The following is a 23044-nucleotide window of genomic DNA, read 5'->3' as shown; positions in this document are numbered from 1 at the left end:
CCGATTATGGCGTGACGCGGTTAAACTGGCCCCCTTCGCGGAGACCACCATGCAAGACGACGATTTTTCCCTGTTCAGAAGTGAGATTCGCGGCGTAAAGCCCATCAAGACTGAACATGCGGACGTAGGAAAACCCAAAACCGACCGTAAGAACCTGGCCAAGCTTCGTCAGGCGGCCACCGTGCGTTCCGATGCGACGATTACCGTTGATGGCCTGTCAGACCAATTCGTGATCGATGTCGGCCCAGAAGACACGTTGTACTGGGCCCGTGACGGGGTGCAGGAAGGCCAGATGCGCAAGCTCAAGCTTGGGCAGATCAGCTTCGAAGGCAGCCTGGACCTGCACGGCATGAGCGTCGAAATGGCGCGCGAGACGATGTGGGAATTCCTGGCCGAGGCGGCCAAGCTTGAAGTGCGTTGCGTGCGCATTACCCACGGCAAGGCCGTGCGGCTGGACGGCAAGCGGCCGATGATCAAGAGCCACGTCAACACGTGGTTGCGCCAGCATCAGCAGGTATTGGGATTCGCATCGTGCATCGCCAAGCATGGCGGCGCCGGTGCGGTGTACGTGATCCTCAAGCGGACCATGATGGAAGGGCGTGACGAGTAACGCGGGGACTTGCTGACCAGTCCCTGTGGGAGCGCCAACCCGCCCGCTCCCACCGCTCATTGGGCGTTTATCCGATCAGCGCGGACCTGGACCAGGACCGCCGCCACCGCCGCCACCACCCGGGCCGCCACCTTCATAGTGACCGCCGCCGCCACCGCCTCCGTGACCACCGTGGCCTCCCCCGCCCGGGCCCCAGAATGGCCAGCATCCGGACATGGCTGACATCACCGCGATGACCATCGCGACTTTCGCTATACGACTCAACATTTCGTTTTCTCTCTCAAAACGGGCTTGATCTCAGGCATTCATCACCTGCTGCTTCTGACAGCGCACGCCCGTGAATCCGCGTCGTGGTTTGGTAGCGATCAGGTATCGAAACAGGTACGAAGCAGCTGCCGACAAAAAAGGCCGCGAGGCATGGGCAATCCCGTCGCAGCCTTTGCTTTACGCGTTCAAATGATCAGTGACAATCAGCGGCGGTAGTAACCCGGCCCAGGTCCAGGTCCGGGCCCATAACCGCCCCGCCCGCCATCGTAGGGGCCGCCGTCGTAATAACGGTGTTCGTGCCAGCCACCGCCGTGGCGGCCCCAACCCGGTCCGAAAAAACACCCCGAAACCGACGACGCCAGGGCAATCACCAGTGCGATTTTCGCGATTCGGCTAACCATCATGAGCACTCTCTTCATCCGGGCATCTGTCACCCGTTACGTCAGACATCACGCCGACACATTCCGACATATCCCCTCGGTAAAGGTTGGGTAAAGGTCAGCTGACACTGCCCCGGCGGCGCCATGCCGCAGGGGTCCGGGCCGCCTGCCGTACCCCTGCGCGTCCAGCTACGCTACTATGTGCGCCTTTGCAGGCCTGCAACCCTGCGTTTTTTGAACCCACACGGAACACACCCCTGTGACTCTGGAACAGAACTACACCGCTATTCTTTGAGGGGCTTGCAGAGACAGCCGGAGTAGGGAAACCCTGTAAATCCGGGGGATTGCTTACATCAGCGTACTCACAAAAAACCAGCGAAACGCACGCATTGGTACAAAAATTGGTATGAGCGCCTGCCGGAGCTACCCCGCTAGAGCTCTATATCGGTGAACTTCTGGATCTGCTTTTTCGTGAAGCCTTTGGCGAGGTCAACCAACAGCTGCACCGTGAAGCCGCCAGCCTTCATCGCGCCATCTTTGGTCATCTTCCAGATCTTCTCGTCGCGCACGGAATCAGCGAAATCATGTCCGGCCGGGGTCAAACTTCGGAAGCCGAAGCCGGTGGTGCTGCCACCACCACCTTGGTCAATCAGCCCCGCCATAATGATCTGCCGCGCGTGATACTGGACCTGCTCTTCTGTGTACCCTTCAATGGGAAAGTCACCGCCCAGCACGTTGATCTCGGCAATTGCACCCGGTGGGAGCTCTTCCAGCTCGAGCTGCAGAACTATCGCCCGGTACAAATCCATATCTCTTCTCATGTGGTCTACTCAAGCTATTAGGAGCACTGAGGATAGTCCAAGATTTGGCGCACAACGCTGGACGTAGCTATGATCCAATATCAGGATTCGCGCCCCCTCAGAGGCTACCTATGACCCACGACAACATCAGCATGCCCGCCGCTGTCAGGCAGGAGCTTGATCTGCTGCTTACCACGATCAAACGCGCAACGACAACAGATGAAGCGGAGCGCGGCGGCCTCCGGGCGGAGGGCTTCGTGCTGGGAGTCGAGCGGCTGAAGGCGCTACAGCCTGCATCCATCGAGGCGCTTTATTTGGTGGTCGAACAGTCCGTCGAGTTCCGTGTCGGAGAGCTTGCAGCGCAAGCGTGATCAGGGGGTGCTGCTGGAGGGGCAATCCAGGCCATCAATGCTTCGACGCTGTCCGGGCTCTGGAGCAGATCCTTTGCAGCTTCTACTCTCGCTAAAAGGGTCTTTCGGGCCTCGGCTTCCATGTCTGTTGAGCGGGCAATGATGTCGTCGAAGAAAGCCTCCGTCTTCCTGCCAGCGCTCCACGTATCGATCGTGTTGAGCAGCTCTTTCAGCGCGGCTTCCCGTTGTTTCAGGATCGCTAAACGCTCATCTCTAGCCTCCGCAATTGCCCTTTCGGCTTCCCACCTTGCACGCTCCAAAGCAGCGGCGCGGTTGGCCTCAGCAAGCTCGATCGCTAACGATTTTGAGCGCGCGACCAATGATTGCACGATATCTTCGATCTGTTTTGCGAGGCTGGCACTGCTCTCTGTCCAAGTCTGCGTCCACTCGACAAAGTAGTAAGGGCTGTAGGCTCTGAGGCAAAGCCTTTTTGAGGGGGCTCGGTCAGTCGTGACCTGATAACGCTCAGCTCTTATTCCATTCCATAGCCCGGGCTTTTGTTTTCTCGCCTCGTGCACAGACACATATTTGCCATTGAGGTAGACCATCTCTTTGTTCTCGGTCTGCTCATAAATCGTCAGGCCGATCGCAATCTCGTCTATGAAGACGAGTGTAGGTAGCGCAGGTCCCCAGGTGCTTGTAGCGAAAACCGATCGCTTCAGCCGGCCGTCCTCATCCCCAATGACCTTGCGTGTGTATCCATGTTGGCCGCAAGCGACCGATATCCGGTGGTTCAAATCGCGGAACCGCGTGGCTATCTTCATCAGAGTTGAAGCAGCTCGACGCAGGGTCGGCTCGGTGACCACCAGGTCCGGCAGATTTCGCTTGGCGGGTTTCAAGTAGCCGTCACTCGCTACCCTGCCACTCGTAAACGAGCTGAGCGAACCCGTGATCATCGCGCGCCGGGCGCTCCCGGACTTTGGCATGTCCTGGGATTGCTCAGCTTCCGCGCTACTGGAGAGCACGTCTCCCTTGCGCCATTGAGTTGGCGCGCCAGGCTGGGATTTTGGGAGAGGCGGAATCGTTGGTCGCTGTCCTGATTCTTTCTTCGCCCAGTAACCACGCGGCGGGCACGGTATTCCCAGTCGCACACAAACGCGCCTAAGAAACACGGCCGAGACGCCGTACTTTGGCGCGAGGGTCAGCATGGGCGTATCCCACACCTCGGCATAGAGGGTATCTCTCTCGACGCGATCCTGATCCACTTGCTGTCCCCGGCCCCCAGGCGCCCTTTGGTCGTTTTGATCGGCACCGAGTTGGCTTTGTACTAATCTCGATTGACCGCGGCCCAGTGCCCGGTCGGTCAGCCGGTTATTCCTTAACCCTCAATGCCGCCCGCTGCGTCAGGCTGACCGTTATCTACTTGGCGTGAACAGCCCAGGCATCTCGGTGCTGTTGACCTCCATCGCAGAAGCCGCGATTTGGCGCTGCGCCAAGGCGCATCTTGTCGGATTAATCAGGCCCCGCCGGATGTCTTTCAGTGAATCACCGGCAACGCATCGGCCGCCACCTCGATCGCCACGGTTGCCTCAGCCACGTCCGCTGGATTGTAAAACTGCTCACCGGACATCGACAAAACTGCTATCTCCGTCAGCTCATCGATGTCGACGCAGCACTCTTGCGCCGCAACCAGCACCGCCTTCAACGCCATCCGCAAAACCCTTTCCCTGTCTTCGCTCATGACCGTAACCCTCCCTGTGGAGCGATAAGCGTAGACCGTCCAGGCGAATCGGACGGATCATCCCACCGAAACGAGAACAAATGGAACGCGGCGACCTGCTAGTATCGCGTAGTGACGACAACGAGCACCGGATCACAGGTCGGATGATTTGGCGCGGTGGTGATCTTTGATCATCATCGGGTAAAGAGGCATAGCCTCTCGCCGATAGGTTAACTAGGCACCACGTTCAGGTGATGACGCGAGGAATGGAATGGCAACAAGCAAGCATGGCCAAAAGAGCGCTACCCCCTCACAAACTGAGGCGAAGCTGAAACCAGAGGAGCTTTCAGTCTCGCCATCGATGTTTTTAGAATACTTGAACTCTATCAATAGAGACGCTATGTGCTCATTCTGCACCAAGGGCGACTATGCTATAGCATCTGATCCAAGCGGGGATTGCGCGCCACTCGTGGCAACTCCTGTGCCGCACGTTAAGGGATTAGGGCTCTGGCTCTACACTGCATCGTGTATGAATTGCGGTCATACGATTTTCTTTCACGCCCCATTCGTCGCATCAAGAATATTGGACAAGTGACATGGCAGTTGCTCTAACGATATGCGCTACCGACATTTTTTCAGCGGTCAATTCACATCGACCAAGCCCTAGCGGGGCTGAAAAGTATGTGCGATTTCGGTCAAAAGATGGTCACTACACCGAACACGTTCTCGTTTTTGCTAGACTCAGCAATGTCGACGTTGAACGGTCAGCAAGGATCGTTATGCGTCCTACCGCTATTCATGCCATCCGGAGGGCTGGTTTCATGACTCGGTTCTTAGACCTAAGCATCCACGATTTGGCGGTCATGGTCGGCCTTGGCTGCTTCACAGGCTCTGCTACGAACGTTGTCTGGAATCTTCTCGCCACATCTCCCGCGCCGGAGGGGCTAGCACTGTCATCAGCATTTATCGGCTTTGTGCTAGGAAAACTTGTCGCAGATCGATCGGGAGCACACCGCCATGCATGAGGTCTCTGCTTGGTTCTTCGCTCAGTTATCGGTCATTACCACCATCACGGGTGTGGTGGCGTTTTTCGTTTCATGCGTTGTAAAACGCAATTCGGACAATACCCTGATGGACGCGGTGACTCGCTCAGCTACATGGAGCGCACTACCAAATGGTGTGGCATTTCTGTTGTGCACTACAGACAGCAGCTTCATCCCGAAACTAGCGGACTCTAGTGTCGCGTTCTTCATGGGGGGAATTGCGCTTCTTGCCGTAGGGATGTGGGATCTCAAAAACCTTTTTAAACGAGAGGCGCCGCCTGACCCCGCAAGCACAGGAGCAACCTAGTCAGAGCCCGCCAAAAAGCGGGTTTTTTTTGTGCTTCAGTTGACGCTCTCTGGCTTTGACAGCCCTCAAGCCAGTCGCTAGCCTGATCCCCATGAAAACGCTATTCCTCCTCATGGCCCAGTACGACGGCCAAGTCATTATCCCCTTGGAGCGCATCTGCTCCGACTACTTCACACACCTAACACCCGACGTGATGAAGATGAAGGTCGCGGCCGGGCAGATTGACCTGCCGCTGGTCAAGCTCGAGCAAAGCCAGAAGTCAGCCCGCGGCGTCCACGTCAATGACCTTGCCGATTATCTGGACGCGCGACACAGGTCTGCGAAGGCGGAGCATGATCAACTCATGGGGCGCGCGCCGCTCAAGCGATGCTGATTCAGAAACGGGTGGCCAAGGTGGTGGACGATAGATCTGATGCGGACGTGATCGAATTCATCCGATTGCCGGAAGTAAAGCGGCTCACTGGTCTGAGCACCGCGACGATATACCGGATGGTGACAGCCGGCGTATTCCCAAGGCAGGTGAAGATCGGCGCGCAAGCGGTGGGATGGGTGAAAGAGGAAGTTCTGGTTTGGAGCCAAGCGAAGGTGCAAGCGTCTCGTGAATAGAGAGGAGGCAGCGACGGCTACCATCACTCAAAACGGCACCACCATGATTGGAAGTAGAACGCCTGCTCCACCTGCTCGATGCCGGAAATGATAAGCCCCTGGGTGCCCATGCTCGTCACGCTGGCATCCAGAAGTCTTGGCAAGGCATCCCGCGCGTGGCCGACGCTGTTCAAGATGAATGCTTCACGGGTAATGCGGCCAAGTGCGGAGCATTGAGACTCAACGATCTGCACGTCGCCTTTGAACGGCGATATCTTGCTGAGCTGGTCTTTCGGTACGGCGACGCCCATCTGGCGGCGCGGGGTGATGAGGACGTACATGAGAAGGCTTCGCTTGTTTATACTGTATATGCGTACAGTAAACGTGAGCGCGGCGCCTCGGTCAATACTGTATGGCATGGCTGCCGACAGATGAATGCGGAACGCTGCGTGCCAATTTGGCATCGGCTAGAATGCGGGTCAACTTTGCAGAGGGAAGCTCGATGTATCTCAGGCGTGTGGCTTTAATGGTGATTGCGATGTCAGTGCTTTCCGGCTGTGGTCACTTCACGCAGAAAACGATCCCGTGTAATTCGACGCCTCCAAATCAGCCCGGCTGTTATTAAAGGCGTTCAAGGTTGCTCAGGACTGGAGGTCAGACTTTGCGCATCCCGAACTGCGCAACCTTCACTCTGGAGTCCTGAGCGATGCCGGCAGCCAGGTACAGACCCATGCGTGAGGTGATGACGGTTTCCGTGACGTCGCCCGTGTAACGTTGCGTCTCCAGCATGCCCTTCCAACTGGTCGGCAGAGTGAACGGTTCCTGATATTTGTCCATCGACCGGTAATAGATGGTGGTCGACGTACCGGCCACCGGCTTGGTGATTATCAGCTCTGCTTCCCAGCCAAGGATTCCTCGGCTGTTCCCGACGATCTCCGGCGCCGAAACCATCTCGATCACATCCCCTGCCAAAACATTGGACAGCGTGACGTTCGCAGCTGGCTGCACGTAGATGTACCCGCCGGCGGCCGCCATTGCGCCGGCCAGCTCAATGCACTGAGCTTCGCCGTAGGCGGATGGCTCTTTGTACCAACGGGAAGTGATGCCGTTCAGGCCTGAGCCGGATGCCTTGTAGTTGTCCGCCAGCACCGATCCGGCGACCGGGTTTACCGATGCGTTGATAACGCCAGTCGAGCCAGTCATCAGCGGATTCCGGGTCGTTCATCGCAGCAATCAGGTATGCCTTGGGGTCGGTAAAGGTCAGGGCACGAGCCAGGTCGAATGTCGGGCCTGAGTCCTCATCATCCACATCAGACTCGACCGATTTGGGCGCCTTTGCCTTCGGCTGAGCTTTAACATTTTTGTTAACGGTCCCATTCGCCAGTTCGGCCAGAACGTGAGGGTCTTTTGCAAGCCGTGATCCGGCGGCCGATGCGCTGGAAGCGCTATAGCCTGCGGCTATCGCTGCTTCTTTGTTGGACGCACCTCCCCTCAAAGCGTCGGCGAATGCGCGCTTTTTGGGTGTTAAAGCCATTAACAAAAAACCTCAAAACGGGAAAAAAACTCTGAATGCGGGACCGGGTGGTCTAGAGCGCCAAGGCTCCGAACTTTCGAGGCACCCCCTGCCCTTGTTGCACGTCAGTGGCGTGCCAGACTCCGGACAGATCGGGGAGTTGGCGTGCTACAGGCTGCCGGCCTCCTCGCGCTGCTTCACGGACGAGTGACAGGTCGTGCACAGCGGCTGCCAGTTGGATCGGTCCCAGAACAGCGTCATGTTGCCCCGGTGCGCTTCGATGTGGTCGACCAGCGCTGTCGCTGTCACTCGACCCACTGCATCACACATCACACACAGAGGGTTATCGAGGATGAAGGCCTTGCTCGCCTTCTGCCATGCGTAGGTGTAGCCGCGCTGGCCGGATGTGGCCTTGTCAGTGCGCCACGAACCAGGCTGCATGATCGGCAGCTTGTTGCCCTGCGTGCTCACCCGATTGCCTAAGGATTTGAGCCGAGACATCAGCAGCCTCCCGCCATCCTAAAGCCGATCGCAACCCCGAAAAGAATTGCGCCGGCAATGATGAAGATTGGAACGCCATCCGAATGCGGCACTGATCCGCCGCGCATAGGAGGCGGTGCAGGCGGTGGTTGCCAGCCAGCAGGCCGACCCGCCCACTCGGTTGTAGGAGGCGGTTTATCGATGTCCATCGTCACCCACGCGCTTCAGCTGCCGGGACAGAAGCGCCTCAAGGTGGGCGCTCATGCGCTTGTACACAGGGCTTGGCGAGACATCTCCACCCAGCGGCGCGCTCAACTGTGCCAAGTGTTCGTGCTCATCCCGCAACACGCGGGCCGTGGACTCGATGGCCTGCTCAAGTGGGTCGAGCATGAAGCTGACAGCCTCACCTTGGACCGCACCAAGCTTATCGATCGAAGAGGTCAGCGCAGATGTATCGACACTCACCTTCAGCTCGCGCAGCGTGCCACTCGCTGGAGCCTGCTCACGGAGATTGAAGATGGTTTCAGCGACCTTTGGCTTCGTGCCCGGCGAACCCATGTAGCGCTCGCTGGACAGCTCATGCGATGCCACTTGTACGTGCTGGCCGTATTCGTCGTGAAGGGCGCGATCGATCAGCTCCAGAACATGGGACTTGCCCGAGCCAACAGCGCCGATCACAACGATTTCGATAACTTGGGTCATGGGATCTACTCAACTGTGCAGGCCGGCCACTTACATCGCGCGAATGCCGAGGCACCAGCGTGGTCGTGGTCTTCCTGCATGATCATGGGGAATGGTGGGTAGCCCGGCACTGTGACGTACCAGGATTTCTTTCTCACAAATTGTCCATGCCTTTGAAGGCTTCCTGGACCCGCGCTGACCACTCAGCCTTAGGGAATGGATATGCGTAGAGGAACGCCATCAGTTCGCCCGAGCTAAAGCCGCCACGACAGCGCTTGCAGTACTCCCCGAACTCGATGTCGGTGCGCAGCGAATGCCAGCTGGCGACCATATCAAGCAAGTCCGCGAGAGCTGCCGGGCCTCCGATTTTCTCCTGAGCCAGGTACGACCCGGCTACCTTGAGAAACTTGCGCTCGTGCTCCTGCAGGCTTTTAAGCGGCAGCGCCGCTGATACTCGACTCATAGCGCGGCACTCCATACGTGCAGGTGTTCTTGAGGGGTTGTGTCTTTGCGTGCCTGGATGGAAACGGCACGGGCCCACGATCGGTACGCGTCCGCTGGAGAGTTTCCAGCACCGGCCCACGGGTGCCCATCTGCGACGCACCAATAGGTCCCGCGCCTGGCGGTGATCTTCACTTTTGGGAGCCGCCCGGTGAATCCAACCTTGCCACGAGCGAGCCAGGCCTCGACGGCAGGCCAGATAATCTGCTGCTCTGGTGCCTCGAAATCCTGCTTTCCGCCGTGCTGCGTCATTTCGGCTAGGCCGTAGTCCTTGTTCGCCACCCAAATTGCGAAGCGGGTCGGCACGTGCTCCAGCTCATATCCTTTTTGCCGCCATGCCCAGTCATCAGGGAACTCCCGCAAAGACTCGGCGATGCGCTGGGCTTCCGGATAGGTTTTCACCAGGACTGCGCCGGCTGGCAGCACAGCAGCGCTACCCCGCACGAGCATTTGAGCCAGAGCGGACGGCGGAACACCCTCTGCCGACAGTTGGCGCGGCTTCAGCCAATCAAACATTCCCATGATCTGGTCTCCCCTTCCCATACTTGCGCCCGGATGATGGCCGGCTCATTTCGACGTCTTCGTCGCTCGCGTAGCCAGTGCTTAGCTCGACAAAGCGGTGGTACCAGCGCGGTCAGCCAGTTGAGCTGATCCGTCGCAGCTTGCAGCTGAAATTCAGCCTCGGCTGCCAATTCAGGAATCGTCGTAATAGAAGTGCTCATTCCGGCACTCCCAGGTCTGTGGCAAGTTGGGAAAGCTCGCGATGTGCCGAGCGCGCGATGAGGCGAACAGCAGATTGGATGCCTGCCTCACCACGGGAGTTGAGCTGCGGCTCGGGGTTGATCCCGTCACCACTCTCTCTGACCACAGTATTTTCAGCGAGCACGTCGGTGAGCGTTCCAATGACGTCTAACGCCTCAGCAATCTGCGCGAACGTATACCCACAATCTTGAGGCTTCCTCATTTGCCGGACTCCTCTTGAGCTTGTGGGAGACCGCGCTGCACCGACCAAACCAGCGCGGAAACGGCCTCGGTAATGAACGCCAAGGTCTTCATGCCATCGCAGTAAGCCATTTCGCCCATGTTGAGCGAGTCATGCATGTGATCGCAGATCTGCCCAAGTCCAGACGAGAGGGTCCTCGCTGCCTGAAGCGCATCTTCAGCGTTGATTCCGGCGGTAACGCCGAAAACCATCAGGCCGCGGTTGTCTATCGGTGTATTGCTGAAGTCGGACCTAACGGTGAGGGGCAGTTGCGTTACACCTTGAGTTTTGCTATTTTCTGGGCGTGACATATCGTTCTCCGAGAACGAAGATTCAAGAAAGTCCATTGGCGTGGACTGGTTAAGAAGGCTCGCGAATGCGGGCCTTTTTGTTGCCTGCGGTTTAGCCGGTCAACAAATACTGGGATTGGCGCTTGTTCATTTCAGATACTCATCAAAACGGCAAACGCCATTGGATGGAAGTCGCTAAGCAGGTACTCAACAGGGACTTCCATTTTTGGGTTGACTGTGTTGGTCCGTAGCGTACTCATTAACCGCGGGCCTCAAGAGGGTCGAGTTTGGATGAGCTCGAAGCACTGGACAAAATGCCAGCATCCTCAGAGGACTGATCGATGGGTGGGTTTGGGCGTAGATTTGCGCTCAAGGTCGGCAAGACGTCCGGATAGATATCAGGGCGCAACTCGTGGCGCGATACGCCGGTAGCCGACTCGATGACCAGCACTTGGTGAGCAGGAACCCCGCGGGCTTTCCAATAAGAGACTGCCATCGGAGTAACACCTGCTATTTTTGCCAGCGCAACTGCTGATCCAGCCTCGACAATGGCGCGCTCTAACGGGCTCTTATTCATAAACATTCCGAGTGAAAGTATGAGCAATGGATCAACAATACGTTTATTTCACCATCTGATCAAGCTCGGTAAACTCTTCGTTTATGAATAATCAACATTCGGGCTTCAGACTGCGCTTGTGCCTTCGAGCTGTCGGCAAATCTCCCTCGGAATTTGCGCAACTCATGGGCGTCAGCAACCAAACCATGAACAACTGGTTCAGCCGGGGGGTTCCAGGCCGCAAAATTCTGCCGGTGGCAAAATTTCTTGATGTCCGTCCTGAATGGCTTTTGACGGGGGAAGGTGCTCCGCTCTATGAGAATCAGTTGGCGGAAATTCGACGGGTCATGGACGCAACACCGGAGCAGCGCGAGGAGTGGGTTAAAGAACGGCAGCAAAGTCGCCCTGTACCATCGCCAAATGCATTCAAGTATCCTGAAATTACTTGGCAGCAAGCCACCAGCCCCATAGATCCCCTGTCCATGGCAGTCGATACCTCTGTAAAGTGGCACTCAAGTGACGCGTGGGCGGGACATCGCGGTTTTTGGGTCAGGGTCGTCGGGTCCTCGATGGCTAGCTCTACTCATATATCCTTTCCCGAAGGCACTCTTATTCTGATCGCCCCCGGGCAGCCTCCAAATGACGGCCAATTTGTGATTGCTCGGTTGAAAGAAAGCGACGAGCTAACCTTCAAGCAGCTCGTCCGTGACGCCGGGGACCTTTATTTAAAGCCTCTAAATTCCTCCTACCCCATGAAGCCGCTTGACGATAGTTGGGAAATTGCCGGGACTGTCGTGGATGCTAAGCTGCCGCAGACCCTGTTTACCTGACTACACCTGCTGCACCACAGACCGCCGAAATGGCGGTTTTTTTATGCGTAGTTGAAGCTAATAAACAAATTGTGTTGACTCGTTAGTAAACAGGTTGTTTACTTCACCTATCGAATTCATCACGGAGCTCCTCAGCATGACTACCTCAACCATCACCTCTCACGGCTTCATCGGCGTTTTGGGCCTCGGCGCAGCGCCTCGTGAGCTGGAATGCCTGATTGCGGTTGCGGCAGGGCAATCCACGAAAGAAGTGGCTCGCGATCTGGGCATCGCACCAGACACCGTGAACAAGCGGATTTTGTCTTTGACGACAAAGCTCGGCGTAACGCGCCGCGCGGCCCTGGTTGCCAAGGCCTTCGCAATGGGCCTGATCAGCTTCGCCGGTGTGAGCAGCCCTACTCCCGAGCACCAGCGCGACGAATCACACGACGGCGTCTTCATCGCATGATCGCGTTTGCAGCGGCGTGCGCCTCCAGCGGGGACGCAGTCCGGTGCTCAGGCTGATCTGCACCCTTACCCAAATAGATTTTCGCGAAAGCCAAACAGCGCGGCCGGGATTCGTTCGGCCTGAAATCAAGGAGATTCCATGCTCATCCTCACCCGCCGCCCAGGCGAAATAATCAAAATCGGCGACGACATAACGGTCACTGTTGTCGGTATGCAGGGGGCTCAGGTTCGTGTCGGTATCGATGCTCCGGACTACATTGAGGTCCATCGCGCCGAGATCTACGCCAAGATTCAAGCCGAGCGGGCGCAGAGCAGCGTTCATATCGACGAACCAATCAAGGCTGCAGCGTCTGAACCGGTGATGCTGAGCGTCCTCTTTGAATTACCCAGTGCCCAAGCTGCTACCGCGCTGATCAATCAGATGCCGTCGGGCCAGCGCGTGTTCGGAACTCAGGCGAAAGTGAGCCGCATCGCGCTGATGGCCAAGGAGCTTGAACATGCCCCGCTACGGTAACGGCCCGATGGCCAAGCGCCTGCTTGCCCTGTACGACGCATTGCAGCGCCGGGAGACGCCAGTGGTCGAGGTCGCGAAGATGGCGCGGGTTTGTGGCATAAACCCCCGCCAAATACTGGCCGGTTATTTCTGCGGAGGAGCGAGGCCATGAAGGCTCAAGCCACCCGTACCAACGTCACCACCTACAGCGCCAAGGTGCCTGACGGTGAAATCACTGAGGCCCTTTGCAAGGTGTTGGCAGATCAGCACGGCTTCGACTTGGACGACGCCTCCGTGCGCTACAGGGGTTATCTCACGTCTGAGGATACTTCGACCGGCTTCAAGCACAGCTGGCAGATCGAAGTCACCGTCGACCATTCGAAGGAGGTGGTCCTGTGATTCAGTTCCAGTGTCAGGGCTGCCGACATGAGCGCACCGAAGAAGACACGGCCGGCGCTCGTCGGGGTTTCTGCCTGCACTGTGTAGCCATCGGCAAGAACTTGAAGCCGATCCTCGAAGTACGCAAATGGCAGGCGCGTGATGGTTCGCTTCACGACAGCGCCGATCAGGCAGCAGCCCACACTCTGTTCGTGGAGCTCAGAACAGCCATAGCCGTGCATAACCGGAACTCAGGCGACGCTGACAATTCGGCCCGCCACCTGCTCTCGCACTTCAACCTGACCCGCAAGGGTGAGCGTGAGCCCTTGCCTATTCCGCCCACCACAGAGCCTGCGCGCGTTAAGCATCGCAGCTGGGTCATGTTTGTGATCCCGCTGGCAGCCGCCTTCGCAATTGGCTTTGCCTGCCGAGGGAGCTTCCCGCTATGAACGAGCTGACGAACCTGCGTGATCTGTGCGAGGCCTTAGTCAGCCAGCGTTTCCAATCTGTCCACGACGCGGAGCAGGCGCTGAAAAAATTTGAGGAGCTGACGACGCCTGCCAGGGTGCTAGCGATCCTTGACCAGCTGGAGAAAGCGCGCCATGGCTAAAACAGTCTTTCACGCCAAGCAGGACGGCGCTCAGTTTTACCTGAACACCGAGTCGTCGTCGCCAAACTCTGGCCACCGTAACCGGTACCGCCTGTTCAAGACCGAGAATTTCGGTCGCGACAAGGCGGGCTGGGTGCAAATCGGTTCAATGGCCGGCCAAGCGCTGATCTCGATAGAGAGCGAGGCTGAACGATTTGAGGCCTGCGCTTTGGCCTTCAGCGGCAAGCGGCCACACCAATATCAGGATCGCGAGCGTATTCGCGGCACTCCTGGCAAATGGGAGGGCGAGGCTTTTCCGACTCGTGTGACACACAGCCGTGACGCGTCAGTTGCACCGCACGAACAAAATATGACGCGTCAGGAGGAAGGCCATGGCCGCCGCTGAAGAGTTGGGCGAGAAGTACGTCGCGGATAAGGTGCCCGAGGCAAGGATGGCAGAGCTCGTCGGCACAACGCGACGGGCGCTGCAGGGTAAGCGTGCCCGGGGCATCATCCCGAAAGGCGTCTGGAACGAGATTGATGGCCGCATTTATTACAGCATCAGGAGATATGAGGCGTGGATCGAAAGCCAATGGGACTGCCCACCGGAGTTGAATTTGCGGGCAACTCCATTCGCATCCGGTTCACCTGGAATGGTGAGAGACGCTGCGAAACCCTCCCCTATCCCCAAACGCCAAAAGGGATCAAGGCTGCCGCCGATCTACGTGCTCAAGTAATTAGCCTCGCCAAGCACGGCGTACTGGATGCGGACAGGTACGCCGACCTCTTCCCCAATTCAAAGCACTCACAGCACGGCGCAAAAATGCTCTTCGGAGCATATGCCCAGGCTTGGCTGAACGGTCGCGAAGTCGTGAACGGCACCCGGAAAAACTATCGGATTTCCCTGAACAAGTACTGGATGCCGCACTTCGCGACGATACCGATCGAATATGTGTCGTCACTGGATCTGCGCCGAGTCGTCACCGAGACGAACTGGCTAAGTCAGGAAGTGAAGCGCGCGGCAATCCAGAGGCTGGGCACAATGTTCAGCTGCGCAGTCGTGGACGGCGTAATAGCACGCAACCCCGTTGATGCGCTCGAACTGCCGGCGCGCCCGAAGAAAGCTCCCGATCCTTTCACCGTAGAGCAAGCGGACCAAATAATCGCGCGCCTGTACGACACCCTCAAGCATTCAACCGCCATATACGCGGCGTACTTCGAGTTTGCCTTCTACACCGGAATGCGTCCGGGTGAAATAGCTGCCCTGCGCTGGGATGAGGTGGACAGAGAACGTCGCCTGGCCCACGTCTGCCGGATCGTGGTGGACAAGGTCATCGAGGAGCGAACCAAGACAAAAGCAGCTCGCACGGTAATGCTCAACAGCAGGGCATTGAACGCGCTTCGAGTTGCTGACGAAGTCGCAATGCTGCGCAGGTCCCAGAAAAAGCGGATGCAGCGGGACTCACGCTACGTATTCCCCCCGACCAGGATCAGCGAGTACCTGCAGCAAGCCAGCCTGACCGATAAATTCTTCAAGGTGGCCGTCGAAGACCTGGGCCTGCGGGGAAGACGGCAGTACAACTGCCGACATACCTACGCTACCATGTGCCTCATGGCGGGCATGAACCCCGCATTCATCGCCAACCAGCTGGGACACAGCGTGCAGATGCTGCTGTCAACGTACGCCAAGTGGATCAACTCAAGCACCGACTGGGGCGAGTTGGACAAACTGGAAACGAAGCTGATTGGTACAAATTTGGTACGGCCTGAACAGCCACCACTCTGAAACCCTTACGGAACACACCCCTGTGACTCTGGAACAGAACTACACCGCCATCCTCGGTCAACTCGGCGAAGACGTCTCCCGCGAAGGCCTGCGCGACACCCCGAAACGCGCAGCCAAAGCCATGCAGTACCTTTGCCGCGGCTATGAGCAAACCCTCGAAGAAGTCACCAACGGTGCGCTGTTCAGCTCCGACAACAGCGAAATGGTGGTCGTCAAGGACATCGAGCTGTATTCGCTCTGCGAACACCATCTGCTGCCCTTCATCGGCAAGGCCCACGTCGCCTATATCCCGAGCGGCAAAGTGCTGGGCCTGTCGAAGGTCGCGCGCATCGTCGACATGTACGCCCGTCGTCTGCAGATCCAGGAAAACCTCAGCCGCCAGATCGCCGAAGCCATTCAGCAGGTCACCGGCGCTCTGGGTGTGGCGGTGGTCATTGAAGCCAAGCACATGTGCATGATGATGCGCGGCGTCGAAAAGCAGAATTCGTCGATGATCACGTCGGTGATGCTGGGTGAATTCCGCGAAAACGCCGCGACCCGCACCGAGTTTCTCAGCCTGATCAAATGATCCCGGCGTCCTGAAGGCCGCAGCATCAGGCTGCGGCTGTCTGGCGGTTCGTGCCGCCGAGTGAGGTTTTAGCGTGTTGATGAAAGCAGTGAGAGTCGGTCTCGGACAGCTCGTGATCGCGGGCGATTTTCTGACCCGGCCGAGCAAAAAGAAGCGTTCTCCCGAAGCGCAGGCTACCGTCGATGCGTCGGCGAAAGCGTTGACGCTGTATCACTTCCACGCCTGCCCGTTCTGCGTGAAAACCCGCCGGGCGCTGCGCCGTTTGAACGTGCCCGTGGCCCTTCGTGACGCGAAGAACAACGAGCCGGATCGCCAGGCTTTGCTGAGTGGCGGCGGCCGGATCAAAGTGCCATGCCTGCGGATCGAGGAAGAAGGCCAGACGGTGTGGATGTATGAATCGAAGGTGATCGTTGATTACCTGGAGAAGCGATTCTCCGCGATTTGACGATGCTGCTTACATAGCCGATGCGTCAACGCCGCTCCAACGTGATCGGCGATCGACTCACCCTCTCAGCCATTCCGCAAAACCTATGGGATCCGGCCTCTCAGCCATTGTGCAAAACCTGTGGGAGCGAGCTTGCTCGCGAAGGCGGCGTGCCTGCCGGTAGAGATCCAGTGTAATGACTGGCCTCTTCCCGGCTAAAGCCGGTCCCACTGACACACCCCATGCGCTGAGTAGGACCGGCTTTAGCCGGGAAAGGGCCGTTTCAACCGCTGGAGATTTAGCGAATGTCCTGGCCTCTTACGCCTTTACTTCGGGCAACCTTCCTGGCGACACGCCGTATACGCCTTCAATTGCTCAACCCGCACTTTGGTCTGCGCTGACAGGCATTGCGCCTGAACCAGCGGCCACATGCTCCCGCCGTCTTCCCGCCTGCCGGCCTGATACTGGCAATCGGCGTCACGAAACGCGATCCACTTCTTCTGCGCATCCTGCAGCGCCTTCTTGCGCGCCGGCGTCTTCAGGTAGCCCATCTGCGCGTTGTATTGGGTGTTCAATTCCGCGTCCAGCGCCTTGTACTCCTGGCTCGCGCACTGATTCATCGACGCCTGATTGGCGTCGCAGTCCTGAGCCTGGGCCGAGCAGCCGATGCCCAACGCCATCATCATTCCCACTGCAATCATCCTGTACTGCATGTCTCATCTCCTTTTAGTGAACAGCGCCAAACCTCAGTCCAGCATGCCGACATAACCCGGTTGCTGCTTGACCCGGGCGAGCCACCCTTGAATCGCCGGGAACTGCGCCAGATCGAAGCCGCCCTGATCGGCAACATGGGTGTAAGCGTACAGCGCGATGTCGGCGATGGAGAAACTGTCGCCCACCAGGAACGGCGTGCGCAGCAACTGCTGCTCCATGACTTTCAGGGCCTTGTTACCGCGCCGGTGCAGCGAGTGGTATTCCTCCATTCGCTCCTCTGGCATCCCCAGATAAAACTGAATGAAACGCGCCACCGCCAGGGTCGGCTCGTGGCTGTACTGCTCGAAGAATTGCCACTGCAGCATCTGCGTGCGCAGCCGCGGTTCGGTCAGCAGGTAAGGCGTGCCTTCGGCGAGGAAGTTCAGAATCGCGTTGGACTCCCACAGGCAGGTGCCGTCTTCAAGCTCAAGGACCGGAATCTTGCCGTTCGGGTTCTTTACCAGAAACGCCTCGGTTTCGGTCTCGCCCTTGAGAATGTCCACCGGCACCCACTCATATTCCGCGCCGAGCAGGTTGAGCATCAGCTTGATCTTGTAGCAGTTGCCCGAGTTGTAATCGCCGTAAACCTTGTACATCAACCCTCTCCCCTCAATCGTGTGCCGTCAGTCGTGCCGGTCGTGCGTGTGCGTAATGTATCAGGCCGCCTGTGAAAGCTGTGTTTGCCGAATGACGTCGGCCAGCCGCTTCAAACCTTCGTCCAGGCGCTCGGGGTCGATGTGACTGAAGTTCAGCCGCAGATACCCCGGGTTGGCGTCCGGGTCGGCAAAGAACGGCTCGCCCGGCATGAACGCCACATTCTGCGCCAGCGCGCTGTCGAGCAAGGTGCGGGTGTCGAGCTTGTGCTTGAGGGTCAGCCAGAAGAACAGTCCACCTTGAGGGCTGTTCCACTCAGCGAGATCCGCGAAGTGCCGCTGCAGCGCGGCTTCGAAGGCATCGCGACGGGTCCGATAGAAGCTGCGCAGCTCCAGCAGATGCTGCTCGTAGTGCTCGCTGCCGATCCACTGCAACGCCTGCCATTGCCCCACGCGATTGGTGTGCAGATCCGCCGATTGCTTGAGCTTGAGCAGATGCGGAAACAGGTCAGGCGTGGCGATCAGGTAGCCGACGCGCAAGCCCGGCATCAGGGTTTTCGACACAGTGCCGGTGTAGATCCAGCTAGCTGTTTTCAGGCGGCTGACGATGGGCCGCGCGCTGCCGCCGTCGAACGTCAGCTCGCGGTAAGGCTCGTCTTCGATCAACGTGACGCCGAATTCGTCGAGCAACGCCGCCACCGCATCCCGCGCGGTTTCGCTGTAACGCACCGCCGACGGATTCTGGAACGTGGGAATCAGGTACGCGAACGACGGCGAGTGTTGCTCCAGTCGCTGACGAAGCGCTGCAAGGTCCGGGCCTTCGGCGAGCAGCGGCACGGTCAGGCAGTCGGCGCCGAACAGCTGGAAGATCTGCAGCGCGGCCAGATAGGTCGGCGCTTCGAGGAGGATCTCGGTGCCCTTGTCGATGTACAGCTTGGCGGCCAGGTCCAGCGTCTGCTGGGAACCGCTGACGATCATCACCTGACTCGCGTCGCAGTCGATGCCCAACGCCCGGGCCTGGGCGGCCAGCGCCTCACGCAGCTGCGGCTCGCCTTCGCTCATGCCGTACTGGCCGATGCTGCGCGGCATGTCAGACCATTTACTCTTCGGCAACATGGCCTCGGCCGGCAATCCGCCCGCGAATGACATCATCTCCGGGCGCTGGGCGGCGGCGAGGATTTCGCGAATCAGTGAACTCTTCAAACGGGTAACGCGTTCGGAAAATGGCATCGGATCACCGCTGGCGGAAAGAAAGGGGAATACGTCAAACTGCTTGACCGAAATTACGATGCCGCGCACGGATACGTCAATATGCTTGACCTTAAAAATTCATCGACCCAGCAAATTGCCATGGAAGCGTTTTTCTTCGGCTACCAGGCGTTCACCGCCAAGGCCGATGAAATGCTCGACCGCCGTGGCCTGAGTCGGGTGCACCAGCGCATTGTGTTTTTCATCGCCCGCTATCCGGGCCTGAGCGTCAAGGAACTGCTCGGCAAGCTGGGGGTGAGCAAGCAGGCGCTGAACACGCCGCTGCGGCAGTTGATCGAGATGGAACTGGTGCTCAGCGTCGCGCCCGAGGACGACAAACGTAAGCGCCTGCTGGAGCTGACCGCCGAGGGCCGCACGTTTGAAGAGTCGTTGCGCCGCGAGCAGGTCAAGCTGTTGCAACGGGTGTTCGCCGAAGCCGGGCGTGAAGCGGTGGATGGCTGGATGGCGGTGAATCAGGCGCTGGGCAACACGATGACCCGCGGCTGATCGGCCGCGTTACAGGGCACTGCCGAAACTGTGCCGACCATTGCGCCGACGGCTGTATTGCAACGGGACATGACCACTGCGTATAGGCTGGCTGCTCTGTTCAACCGTTGCGCCAAGGATAGACCCGCATGACTGACGTGCCCCTCGCGCCATTGCGACCGCTGACCGACTCTTCGCCCTCCGCCATCGTTGCCGGCTTCATCGCCATGATGACCGGCGTCACCAGTTCGCTGGTGTTGATGTTTCAGGCCGGTCAGGCCGCCGGGCTGACCTCGGAGCAGATCTCCTCGTGGATCTGGGCGCTGTTCATGGGCATGGCGGTGTGCAGCATCGGCCTGTCGCTGCGCTATCGCTCGCCGATTACCGTGGCATGGTCGACGCCGGGCGCGGCATTGCTGATCACCAGCCTGGGCGGCGTCGCCTACCCTGAAGCGATCGGCGCGTTCATCACCTGCGCGGTATTGGTGATCATCTGCGGCATCACCGGCAGCTTCGAACGGCTGGTCAAGCGTCTGCCGACGTCACTGGCGGCGGCCCTGCTGGCGGGCATTCTGTTCAAGATCGGCAGCGAAATCTTCGTCGCCGCGCAACACCGTACCGGCCTGGTGCTGGGCATGTTCTTCACCTATCTCATCGTCAAACGCTATTCGCCACGCTACGCCGTGTTGGTCACCTTGCTGGTCGGTGTGGCGTTGTCCGGCATGCTGGGTCTGCTGAACTTCAGCGGCTTCGCCCTCGAAGTGGCGATGCCGGTGTGGACCACGCCTTCGTTCTCCATCGCTGCGACCGTCAGCATCGGCATCCCGCTGTTCGTCGTCGCCATGACCTCGCAGAACATGCCGGGCGTCGCAGTGCTGCGCGCAGACGGTTATCAGGTCCCCGCCTCGCCCCTGATCACGGCCACCGGCATCCTCTCGCTGATCACTGCGCCCTTTGGCGCCCACGGCATCAACCTCGCGGCCATCAGCGCCGCCATCTGCACCGGCCCCCACGCCCACGAAGACCGCGACAAGCGCTACACGGCGGCAATCTGGTGCGGGATTTTCTACGCCATCGCCGGGGTGTTCGGCGCGACGCTGGCGGCATTGTTCGCGGCATTTCCCAAGGAACTGGTGCTGTCGATTGCCGCATTGGCGCTGTTCGGCTCGATCATCAACGGTCTGACCGTGGCGATGAACGAGCCCAAGGAACGCGAAGCCGCGCTGATCACCTTCATGGTCACCGCGTCGGGGCTGACGCTGTTTTCCATCGGTTCGGCGTTTTGGGGCATCGTCGCGGGGGTGTTGACGCTGGTGATATTGAACGGCCGCAAGGCCTGAGTCTTATTTAGAGCGGCCCAAGAAGCGGGCCGCCGAATTCACAGCTTGAAGTGCCCGACCATGCCTTTCAGCTCCAACCCCAGTGATGCCAGTTCGATGCTTGACGCCGCGTTGCCCTGCATCGCCAGCGCGGAGTGATCGGCACTGGCACGGATGCTGGTGACGCTGCGGTTGATCTCTTCCGCCACCGAACTCTGCTCTTCCGCCGCAGCAGCAATCTGCTGGTTCATCTGTTGGATCATCGACACGGCCGCGGCAATGCTGCCCAGCGCGCTCTCGGTTTGGAGGGCGTCGCTCACCGCCAGTTTGACCAGCTCGCCACTGCTCTGAATCTGCGCCACTGACGCCTGGGCGCCGCTTTGCAGGCGGGTAACCAGCCGCTCGATTTCTTCCGTGGACTGCTGCGTGCGCTTGGCCAGCGCGCGAACTTCATCGGCCACCACCGCAAAGCCCCTGCCCTGCTCCCCCGCCCGCGCCGCTTCGATCGCAGCGTTCAGTGCCAGCAGGTTGGTCTGCTCGGCGACGCTTTTGATCACGCCGAGCACTGTGCCGATGTTGTGGATTTCCGCGCTGAGGTTCTCGATCGAATCGCTGGCGGAACGGGAAGACGACGCCAACTGTTCAATCCGCTGCATGCTCTGGCGCACCACGGCCTGGCCGGTATCGACCTTGGTGTCGGCAGTCTGCGCCGCGAGCGCCGCTTCCTCCGCGTTGCGTGCGACGTCGTGAACGGTGGCGGTCATCTGGTTCATCGCCGTCGCCACCTGCTCGGTCTCTTCCTTCTGGCTGCTGACTTCCAGATTGGTCTGCTCGGTCACCGCCGACAGGGAATGGGCGGACGTCGCCAACTGCTCGATGCCCGCCTGCAGGCCGCTGAAGATGGTGCTCAAGCCTGCGCCCATCTGCTGCATCGCTTGCATCAACTGGCCGATTTCATCTTTGCGGGTGACGTTCACGGTGCGGCTCAGGTCCCCGGCCGCAATCCGCTGGGCCGTGGCAATCACGCTGCGCAGCGGCGCGACGATCAGGCGCGTTATCACCAACGCCGCGATCAGCCCGACCAGCAGCGCCAACAAGGACGAGCCGATGATCATCATCGCGTTGGCCTGCAACTCCCTCTGCATCGACTGGCCTTCCGCGTCATAGGCCTGATTGACCTGCTGCACCACGGCTTTGGCGTTGCTCGCCAGTTGTTGCGAGACCTTCGCTTCCGACTCCAGCAGCCCGGTGTATTCGTTGAGCTTGTCGCTGAAATTGCTGATGTGCCCGCCCACTTCGGTCAGCACCGTGAGGTAACCGGCGTCCTTGATCACGCCCTTGAGCTGCTCGGCCAGTTCCTGGGCCTGCACCGCCTGCTCGATCTTGCCGGTCTTGACCTCCTCGCCCGAGCCCGTCTTGCGGCTCTTGTCGAGGCGCACCCGGGCTTCATCCATGGCCTGCATCATCAGTTTCGACACCTGGCTGACCTGACCGGCCTGCGCAATGAATTCCGCGCCCTGCTGGCCCTGGGAATCCTTCAGCGTGTAAGCACCGTCGTCGGCAAGCCCCGCCTGCAACACGTCGAGGTTATTGGCAACGCTGGACACCGACCAACTGGCCATTTCCAGCGCCAGGTCCTTGCTCTGACTGATGCTGACAAACTCGTCGAACGACGCACGATAGGCCGCCAGCGCTTGCTGCACCTGGCCCATCACCTGCTCGTTGATCGGCGCGCTCGCCTTGAGCTGCTCCGCCTGGGCAGTCAGGCCATCGAGTCCGGTGCGAACCTGATCGACCACCTTCGGATCGCCGTGCAAGGCGTAATCCTGCTCCAGCAACCGCACGCGATTCGCGTCGCCGTTGAGTGCCGTCATCGCCTTCAGGCTGTCGAAATGCGCGCTGATGGACCGCAACGACCAGACCCCGATGGCCGCGACCAGCGCCGTCAACAGCAGCACCAGCACGAACCCGATTCCCAGCTTCTTGGCCATCCCCAGATTGGCGAAACGCGTCTTCACGGCCAACATCATCAGTTTCCGCTCCACAGCTTGAGGGCGCACATGGC

General features: G+C 59.0%; 35 protein-coding genes and 2 pseudogenes. 18 read left to right on the top strand and 19 right to left on the bottom strand.

What is annotated here, in order from left to right; all coding sequences use genetic code 11:
- Nucleotides 1–49 precede the first annotated feature (49 nt).
- Nucleotides 50–610: a Smr/MutS family protein gene (locus tag BBI10_RS14485; protein ID WP_065989376.1), complete on the top strand. Its 561-nt coding sequence runs from the start codon at nt 50–52 to the stop codon at nt 608–610.
- A gap of 470 nt (nt 611–1080) precedes the next feature.
- Here BBI10_RS14485 and BBI10_RS26635 read toward each other — a convergent pair whose 3' ends face one another.
- A complete protein-coding gene (locus BBI10_RS26635; protein ID WP_244160372.1) occupies nt 1081–1281 on the bottom strand; it encodes a hypothetical protein in 201 nt (66 codons plus the stop codon).
- A gap of 407 nt (nt 1282–1688) precedes the next feature.
- Nucleotides 1689–2066, bottom strand: coding sequence for a DUF2513 domain-containing protein (locus tag BBI10_RS14480; RefSeq protein WP_244160371.1), 378 nt, complete (start codon nt 2064–2066; stop codon nt 1689–1691).
- 122 nt (nt 2067–2188) lie between these two features.
- Here BBI10_RS14480 and BBI10_RS27275 point away from each other — a divergent pair, with 122 nt between their 5' ends.
- Entirely contained in the window at nt 2189–2428 is a 240-nt protein-coding gene (locus BBI10_RS27275; protein WP_141695192.1) for a hypothetical protein, read from the top strand.
- On the opposite strand, the gene BBI10_RS14475 is transcribed toward BBI10_RS27275, so the two are convergent.
- Both BBI10_RS14475 and BBI10_RS27270 read right to left on the bottom strand, forming a co-directional pair.
- Nucleotides 2368–3306, bottom strand: coding sequence for a hypothetical protein (locus tag BBI10_RS14475; RefSeq protein WP_208600753.1), 939 nt, complete (start codon nt 3304–3306; stop codon nt 2368–2370). The two genes, BBI10_RS27275 and BBI10_RS14475, sit on opposite strands and share 61 nt — an antisense overlap.
- Before the next feature lie 638 nt (nt 3307–3944).
- Nucleotides 3945–4148, bottom strand: coding sequence for a hypothetical protein (locus tag BBI10_RS27270; protein ID WP_141695191.1), 204 nt, complete (start codon nt 4146–4148; stop codon nt 3945–3947).
- A 996-nt stretch (nt 4149–5144) separates the two neighbouring features.
- Here BBI10_RS27270 and BBI10_RS14470 point away from each other — a divergent pair.
- The 3 genes from BBI10_RS14470 to BBI10_RS14460 all read left to right on the top strand — a co-directional run bounded on the left by BBI10_RS14470 (nt 5145) and on the right by BBI10_RS14460 (nt 6083).
- Nucleotides 5145–5477 (top strand): hypothetical protein, encoded by a 333-nt coding sequence (locus tag BBI10_RS14470; protein ID WP_065989372.1) that lies wholly within the window; start codon nt 5145–5147, stop codon nt 5475–5477.
- A gap of 91 nt (nt 5478–5568) precedes the next feature.
- Nucleotides 5569–5850: a pyocin activator PrtN family protein gene (locus tag BBI10_RS14465; protein WP_065989370.1), complete on the top strand. Its 282-nt coding sequence runs from the start codon at nt 5569–5571 to the stop codon at nt 5848–5850.
- Nucleotides 5844–6083 carry a helix-turn-helix transcriptional regulator gene (locus BBI10_RS14460; RefSeq protein ID WP_065989368.1) on the top strand — a complete coding sequence of 80 codons (240 nt, stop codon included), beginning with the start codon at nt 5844–5846 and terminating at the stop codon, nt 6081–6083. Before BBI10_RS14465 ends, BBI10_RS14460 begins: the two co-directional genes overlap by 7 nt.
- Nucleotides 6084–6106: 23 nt before the next feature.
- Here the strand turns inward: BBI10_RS14460 and BBI10_RS14455 are convergent, their stop codons facing one another.
- From BBI10_RS14455 to BBI10_RS26620, 10 genes are all read right to left on the bottom strand, one after another.
- Complete coding sequence (locus BBI10_RS14455) at nt 6107–6403, bottom strand: hypothetical protein (protein WP_065989694.1); 297 nt, start codon at nt 6401–6403, stop codon at nt 6107–6109.
- Nucleotides 6404–7110: 707 nt separating this feature from the next.
- Nucleotides 7111–7596, bottom strand: coding sequence for a terminase small subunit (locus BBI10_RS28615; protein WP_083233123.1), 486 nt, complete (start codon nt 7594–7596; stop codon nt 7111–7113).
- Between the two features lie 147 nt (nt 7597–7743).
- The gene (locus BBI10_RS14445; RefSeq protein ID WP_065989366.1) at nt 7744–8076 is read right to left on the bottom strand and encodes an HNH endonuclease; all 333 of its coding nucleotides are present in this window, start codon (nt 8074–8076) and stop codon (nt 7744–7746) included.
- Nucleotides 8077–8250: 174 nt separating this feature from the next.
- Nucleotides 8251–8757, bottom strand: a complete 507-nt coding sequence (locus tag BBI10_RS27260; RefSeq protein ID WP_141695190.1) for a hypothetical protein — start codon at nt 8755–8757, stop codon at nt 8251–8253.
- Between the two features lie 133 nt (nt 8758–8890).
- Nucleotides 8891–9199, bottom strand: coding sequence for a hypothetical protein (locus BBI10_RS27255; RefSeq protein ID WP_141695189.1), 309 nt, complete (start codon nt 9197–9199; stop codon nt 8891–8893).
- Nucleotides 9196–9759, bottom strand: coding sequence for a hypothetical protein (locus BBI10_RS14430; RefSeq protein ID WP_065989691.1), 564 nt, complete (start codon nt 9757–9759; stop codon nt 9196–9198). The genes BBI10_RS27255 and BBI10_RS14430 overlap by 4 nt, the downstream gene beginning before the upstream one ends.
- Nucleotides 9738–9959 carry a hypothetical protein gene (locus tag BBI10_RS27250; protein ID WP_141695188.1) on the bottom strand — a complete coding sequence of 74 codons (222 nt, stop codon included), beginning with the start codon at nt 9957–9959 and terminating at the stop codon, nt 9738–9740. The genes BBI10_RS14430 and BBI10_RS27250 overlap by 22 nt, the downstream gene beginning before the upstream one ends.
- Complete coding sequence (locus BBI10_RS14425) at nt 9956–10201, bottom strand: hypothetical protein (RefSeq protein ID WP_065989365.1); 246 nt, start codon at nt 10199–10201, stop codon at nt 9956–9958. The genes BBI10_RS27250 and BBI10_RS14425 overlap by 4 nt, the downstream gene beginning before the upstream one ends.
- Nucleotides 10198–10530, bottom strand: a complete 333-nt coding sequence (locus BBI10_RS14420) for a hypothetical protein (protein ID WP_065989689.1) — start codon at nt 10528–10530, stop codon at nt 10198–10200. The genes BBI10_RS14425 and BBI10_RS14420 overlap by 4 nt, the downstream gene beginning before the upstream one ends.
- Before the next feature lie 238 nt (nt 10531–10768).
- Complete coding sequence (locus BBI10_RS26620; RefSeq protein ID WP_083233122.1) at nt 10769–11086, bottom strand: transcriptional regulator; 318 nt, start codon at nt 11084–11086, stop codon at nt 10769–10771.
- 83 nt (nt 11087–11169) lie between these two features.
- Here BBI10_RS26620 and BBI10_RS14415 point away from each other — a divergent pair, with 83 nt between their 5' ends.
- From BBI10_RS14415 to BBI10_RS14375, 11 genes and pseudogenes are all read left to right on the top strand, one after another.
- Nucleotides 11170–11895 (top strand): S24 family peptidase, encoded by a 726-nt coding sequence (locus BBI10_RS14415; protein WP_065989364.1) that lies wholly within the window; start codon nt 11170–11172, stop codon nt 11893–11895.
- A gap of 136 nt (nt 11896–12031) precedes the next feature.
- On the top strand, nt 12032–12343 hold the full coding sequence (locus BBI10_RS14410) for a response regulator transcription factor (protein WP_065989362.1): 312 nt from the start codon (nt 12032–12034) through the stop codon (nt 12341–12343).
- 138 nt (nt 12344–12481) lie between these two features.
- Nucleotides 12482–12664, top strand: a pseudogene (gene csrA / locus BBI10_RS28005) (carbon storage regulator CsrA); the annotation flags it as partial.
- A 175-nt stretch (nt 12665–12839) separates the two neighbouring features.
- Nucleotides 12840–13007 (top strand): hypothetical protein, encoded by a 168-nt coding sequence (locus tag BBI10_RS27580; RefSeq protein ID WP_167355796.1) that lies wholly within the window; start codon nt 12840–12842, stop codon nt 13005–13007.
- A complete protein-coding gene (locus BBI10_RS14400) occupies nt 13004–13234 on the top strand; it encodes a hypothetical protein (RefSeq protein ID WP_065989358.1) in 231 nt (76 codons plus the stop codon). Before BBI10_RS27580 ends, BBI10_RS14400 begins: the two co-directional genes overlap by 4 nt.
- Nucleotides 13231–13662, top strand: a complete 432-nt coding sequence (locus BBI10_RS14395; protein ID WP_065989356.1) for a hypothetical protein — start codon at nt 13231–13233, stop codon at nt 13660–13662. The genes BBI10_RS14400 and BBI10_RS14395 overlap by 4 nt, the downstream gene beginning before the upstream one ends.
- Nucleotides 13659–13823: a hypothetical protein gene (locus BBI10_RS27575; protein WP_167355795.1), complete on the top strand. Its 165-nt coding sequence runs from the start codon at nt 13659–13661 to the stop codon at nt 13821–13823. The genes BBI10_RS14395 and BBI10_RS27575 overlap by 4 nt, the downstream gene beginning before the upstream one ends.
- Nucleotides 13816–14208, top strand: a complete 393-nt coding sequence (locus tag BBI10_RS14390) for a hypothetical protein (RefSeq protein ID WP_065989350.1) — start codon at nt 13816–13818, stop codon at nt 14206–14208. Before BBI10_RS27575 ends, BBI10_RS14390 begins: the two co-directional genes overlap by 8 nt.
- Before the next feature lie 171 nt (nt 14209–14379).
- Nucleotides 14380–15588, top strand: coding sequence for a site-specific integrase (locus BBI10_RS14385; protein ID WP_065989348.1), 1209 nt, complete (start codon nt 14380–14382; stop codon nt 15586–15588).
- A 22-nt stretch (nt 15589–15610) separates the two neighbouring features.
- Entirely contained in the window at nt 15611–16156 is a 546-nt protein-coding gene (gene folE / locus BBI10_RS14380) for a GTP cyclohydrolase I FolE (protein ID WP_065989346.1), read from the top strand.
- A gap of 79 nt (nt 16157–16235) precedes the next feature.
- On the top strand, nt 16236–16601 hold the full coding sequence (locus tag BBI10_RS14375) for a glutathione S-transferase N-terminal domain-containing protein (protein WP_083233129.1): 366 nt from the start codon (nt 16236–16238) through the stop codon (nt 16599–16601).
- Between the two features lie 305 nt (nt 16602–16906).
- Here BBI10_RS14375 and BBI10_RS14370 read toward each other — a convergent pair whose 3' ends face one another.
- Genes BBI10_RS14370 through BBI10_RS14360 form a run of 3 tightly spaced genes read right to left on the bottom strand, consistent with a single transcriptional unit; the run spans nt 16907 to nt 19156 of the window.
- Nucleotides 16907–17293 carry a lysozyme inhibitor LprI family protein gene (locus tag BBI10_RS14370; protein WP_065989342.1) on the bottom strand — a complete coding sequence of 129 codons (387 nt, stop codon included), beginning with the start codon at nt 17291–17293 and terminating at the stop codon, nt 16907–16909.
- A gap of 33 nt (nt 17294–17326) precedes the next feature.
- Complete coding sequence (locus BBI10_RS14365) at nt 17327–17929, bottom strand: glutathione S-transferase family protein (protein ID WP_065989340.1); 603 nt, start codon at nt 17927–17929, stop codon at nt 17327–17329.
- A gap of 60 nt (nt 17930–17989) precedes the next feature.
- The gene (locus tag BBI10_RS14360; RefSeq protein ID WP_065989687.1) at nt 17990–19156 is read right to left on the bottom strand and encodes a PLP-dependent aminotransferase family protein; all 1167 of its coding nucleotides are present in this window, start codon (nt 19154–19156) and stop codon (nt 17990–17992) included.
- Between the two features lie 81 nt (nt 19157–19237).
- On the opposite strand from BBI10_RS14360, the gene BBI10_RS14355 reads away from it, so the two are divergent.
- Together BBI10_RS14355 and BBI10_RS14350 are read left to right on the top strand one after the other, a co-directional pair.
- Nucleotides 19238–19681, top strand: coding sequence for a MarR family winged helix-turn-helix transcriptional regulator (locus BBI10_RS14355; protein ID WP_065989338.1), 444 nt, complete (start codon nt 19238–19240; stop codon nt 19679–19681).
- 128 nt (nt 19682–19809) lie between these two features.
- Nucleotides 19810–21000, top strand: a complete 1191-nt coding sequence (locus BBI10_RS14350) for a benzoate/H(+) symporter BenE family transporter (RefSeq protein ID WP_065989336.1) — start codon at nt 19810–19812, stop codon at nt 20998–21000.
- Between the two features lie 38 nt (nt 21001–21038).
- Here BBI10_RS14350 and BBI10_RS28610 read toward each other — a convergent pair whose 3' ends face one another.
- Nucleotides 21039–21902 (bottom strand): methyl-accepting chemotaxis protein, encoded by an 864-nt coding sequence (locus BBI10_RS28610; protein ID WP_432213751.1) that lies wholly within the window; start codon nt 21900–21902, stop codon nt 21039–21041.
- Nucleotides 21900–22094, bottom strand: a pseudogene (locus BBI10_RS28605) (HAMP domain-containing protein); the annotation flags it as partial. The pseudogene BBI10_RS28605 and the gene BBI10_RS28610, both read right to left, overlap by 3 nt.
- Nucleotides 22095–23044: the final 950 nt, after the last annotated feature.

The organism is Pseudomonas graminis, assembly GCF_001705435.1.
Taxonomy (GTDB): domain Bacteria; phylum Pseudomonadota; class Gammaproteobacteria; order Pseudomonadales; family Pseudomonadaceae; genus Aquipseudomonas; species Aquipseudomonas graminis_B.
Note: the sequence above shows the minus strand (reverse complement) of the source record. Positions and strands in the feature narration are given on the sequence as shown.

Coding starts and splice junctions, on each gene's coding strand:
- BBI10_RS14485 (WP_065989376.1), top strand. CDS start 50: ATGCAAGACGACGATTTTTCCCTGTTCAGAAGTGAGATTCGCGGCGTA.
- BBI10_RS26635 (WP_244160372.1), bottom strand. CDS start 1,281: ATGATGGTTAGCCGAATCGCGAAAATCGCACTGGTGATTGCCCTGGCG.
- BBI10_RS14480 (WP_244160371.1), bottom strand. CDS start 2,066: ATGGATTTGTACCGGGCGATAGTTCTGCAGCTCGAGCTGGAAGAGCTC.
- BBI10_RS27275 (WP_141695192.1), top strand. CDS start 2,189: ATGACCCACGACAACATCAGCATGCCCGCCGCTGTCAGGCAGGAGCTT.
- BBI10_RS27270 (WP_141695191.1), bottom strand. CDS start 4,148: ATGAGCGAAGACAGGGAAAGGGTTTTGCGGATGGCGTTGAAGGCGGTG.
- BBI10_RS14470 (WP_065989372.1), top strand. CDS start 5,145: ATGCATGAGGTCTCTGCTTGGTTCTTCGCTCAGTTATCGGTCATTACC.
- BBI10_RS14465 (WP_065989370.1), top strand. CDS start 5,569: ATGAAAACGCTATTCCTCCTCATGGCCCAGTACGACGGCCAAGTCATT.
- BBI10_RS14460 (WP_065989368.1), top strand. CDS start 5,844: ATGCTGATTCAGAAACGGGTGGCCAAGGTGGTGGACGATAGATCTGAT.
- BBI10_RS14455 (WP_065989694.1), bottom strand. CDS start 6,403: ATGTACGTCCTCATCACCCCGCGCCGCCAGATGGGCGTCGCCGTACCG.
- BBI10_RS28615 (WP_083233123.1), bottom strand. CDS start 7,596: ATGGCTTTAACACCCAAAAAGCGCGCATTCGCCGACGCTTTGAGGGGA.
- BBI10_RS14445 (WP_065989366.1), bottom strand. CDS start 8,076: ATGTCTCGGCTCAAATCCTTAGGCAATCGGGTGAGCACGCAGGGCAAC.
- BBI10_RS27260 (WP_141695190.1), bottom strand. CDS start 8,757: ATGACCCAAGTTATCGAAATCGTTGTGATCGGCGCTGTTGGCTCGGGC.
- BBI10_RS27255 (WP_141695189.1), bottom strand. CDS start 9,199: ATGAGTCGAGTATCAGCGGCGCTGCCGCTTAAAAGCCTGCAGGAGCAC.
- BBI10_RS14430 (WP_065989691.1), bottom strand. CDS start 9,759: ATGGGAATGTTTGATTGGCTGAAGCCGCGCCAACTGTCGGCAGAGGGT.
- BBI10_RS27250 (WP_141695188.1), bottom strand. CDS start 9,959: ATGAGCACTTCTATTACGACGATTCCTGAATTGGCAGCCGAGGCTGAA.
- BBI10_RS14425 (WP_065989365.1), bottom strand. CDS start 10,201: ATGAGGAAGCCTCAAGATTGTGGGTATACGTTCGCGCAGATTGCTGAG.
- BBI10_RS14420 (WP_065989689.1), bottom strand. CDS start 10,530: ATGTCACGCCCAGAAAATAGCAAAACTCAAGGTGTAACGCAACTGCCC.
- BBI10_RS26620 (WP_083233122.1), bottom strand. CDS start 11,086: ATGAATAAGAGCCCGTTAGAGCGCGCCATTGTCGAGGCTGGATCAGCA.
- BBI10_RS14415 (WP_065989364.1), top strand. CDS start 11,170: ATGAATAATCAACATTCGGGCTTCAGACTGCGCTTGTGCCTTCGAGCT.
- BBI10_RS14410 (WP_065989362.1), top strand. CDS start 12,032: ATGACTACCTCAACCATCACCTCTCACGGCTTCATCGGCGTTTTGGGC.
- BBI10_RS27580 (WP_167355796.1), top strand. CDS start 12,840: ATGCCCCGCTACGGTAACGGCCCGATGGCCAAGCGCCTGCTTGCCCTG.
- BBI10_RS14400 (WP_065989358.1), top strand. CDS start 13,004: ATGAAGGCTCAAGCCACCCGTACCAACGTCACCACCTACAGCGCCAAG.
- BBI10_RS27575 (WP_167355795.1), top strand. CDS start 13,659: ATGAACGAGCTGACGAACCTGCGTGATCTGTGCGAGGCCTTAGTCAGC.
- BBI10_RS14390 (WP_065989350.1), top strand. CDS start 13,816: ATGGCTAAAACAGTCTTTCACGCCAAGCAGGACGGCGCTCAGTTTTAC.
- BBI10_RS14375 (WP_083233129.1), top strand. CDS start 16,236: ATGAAAGCAGTGAGAGTCGGTCTCGGACAGCTCGTGATCGCGGGCGAT.
- BBI10_RS14370 (WP_065989342.1), bottom strand. CDS start 17,293: ATGCAGTACAGGATGATTGCAGTGGGAATGATGATGGCGTTGGGCATC.
- BBI10_RS14365 (WP_065989340.1), bottom strand. CDS start 17,929: ATGTACAAGGTTTACGGCGATTACAACTCGGGCAACTGCTACAAGATC.
- BBI10_RS14360 (WP_065989687.1), bottom strand. CDS start 19,156: ATGCCATTTTCCGAACGCGTTACCCGTTTGAAGAGTTCACTGATTCGC.
- BBI10_RS14355 (WP_065989338.1), top strand. CDS start 19,238: ATGCTTGACCTTAAAAATTCATCGACCCAGCAAATTGCCATGGAAGCG.
- BBI10_RS14350 (WP_065989336.1), top strand. CDS start 19,810: ATGACTGACGTGCCCCTCGCGCCATTGCGACCGCTGACCGACTCTTCG.
- BBI10_RS28610 (WP_432213751.1), bottom strand. CDS start 21,902: ATGGGCGCAGGCTTGAGCACCATCTTCAGCGGCCTGCAGGCGGGCATC.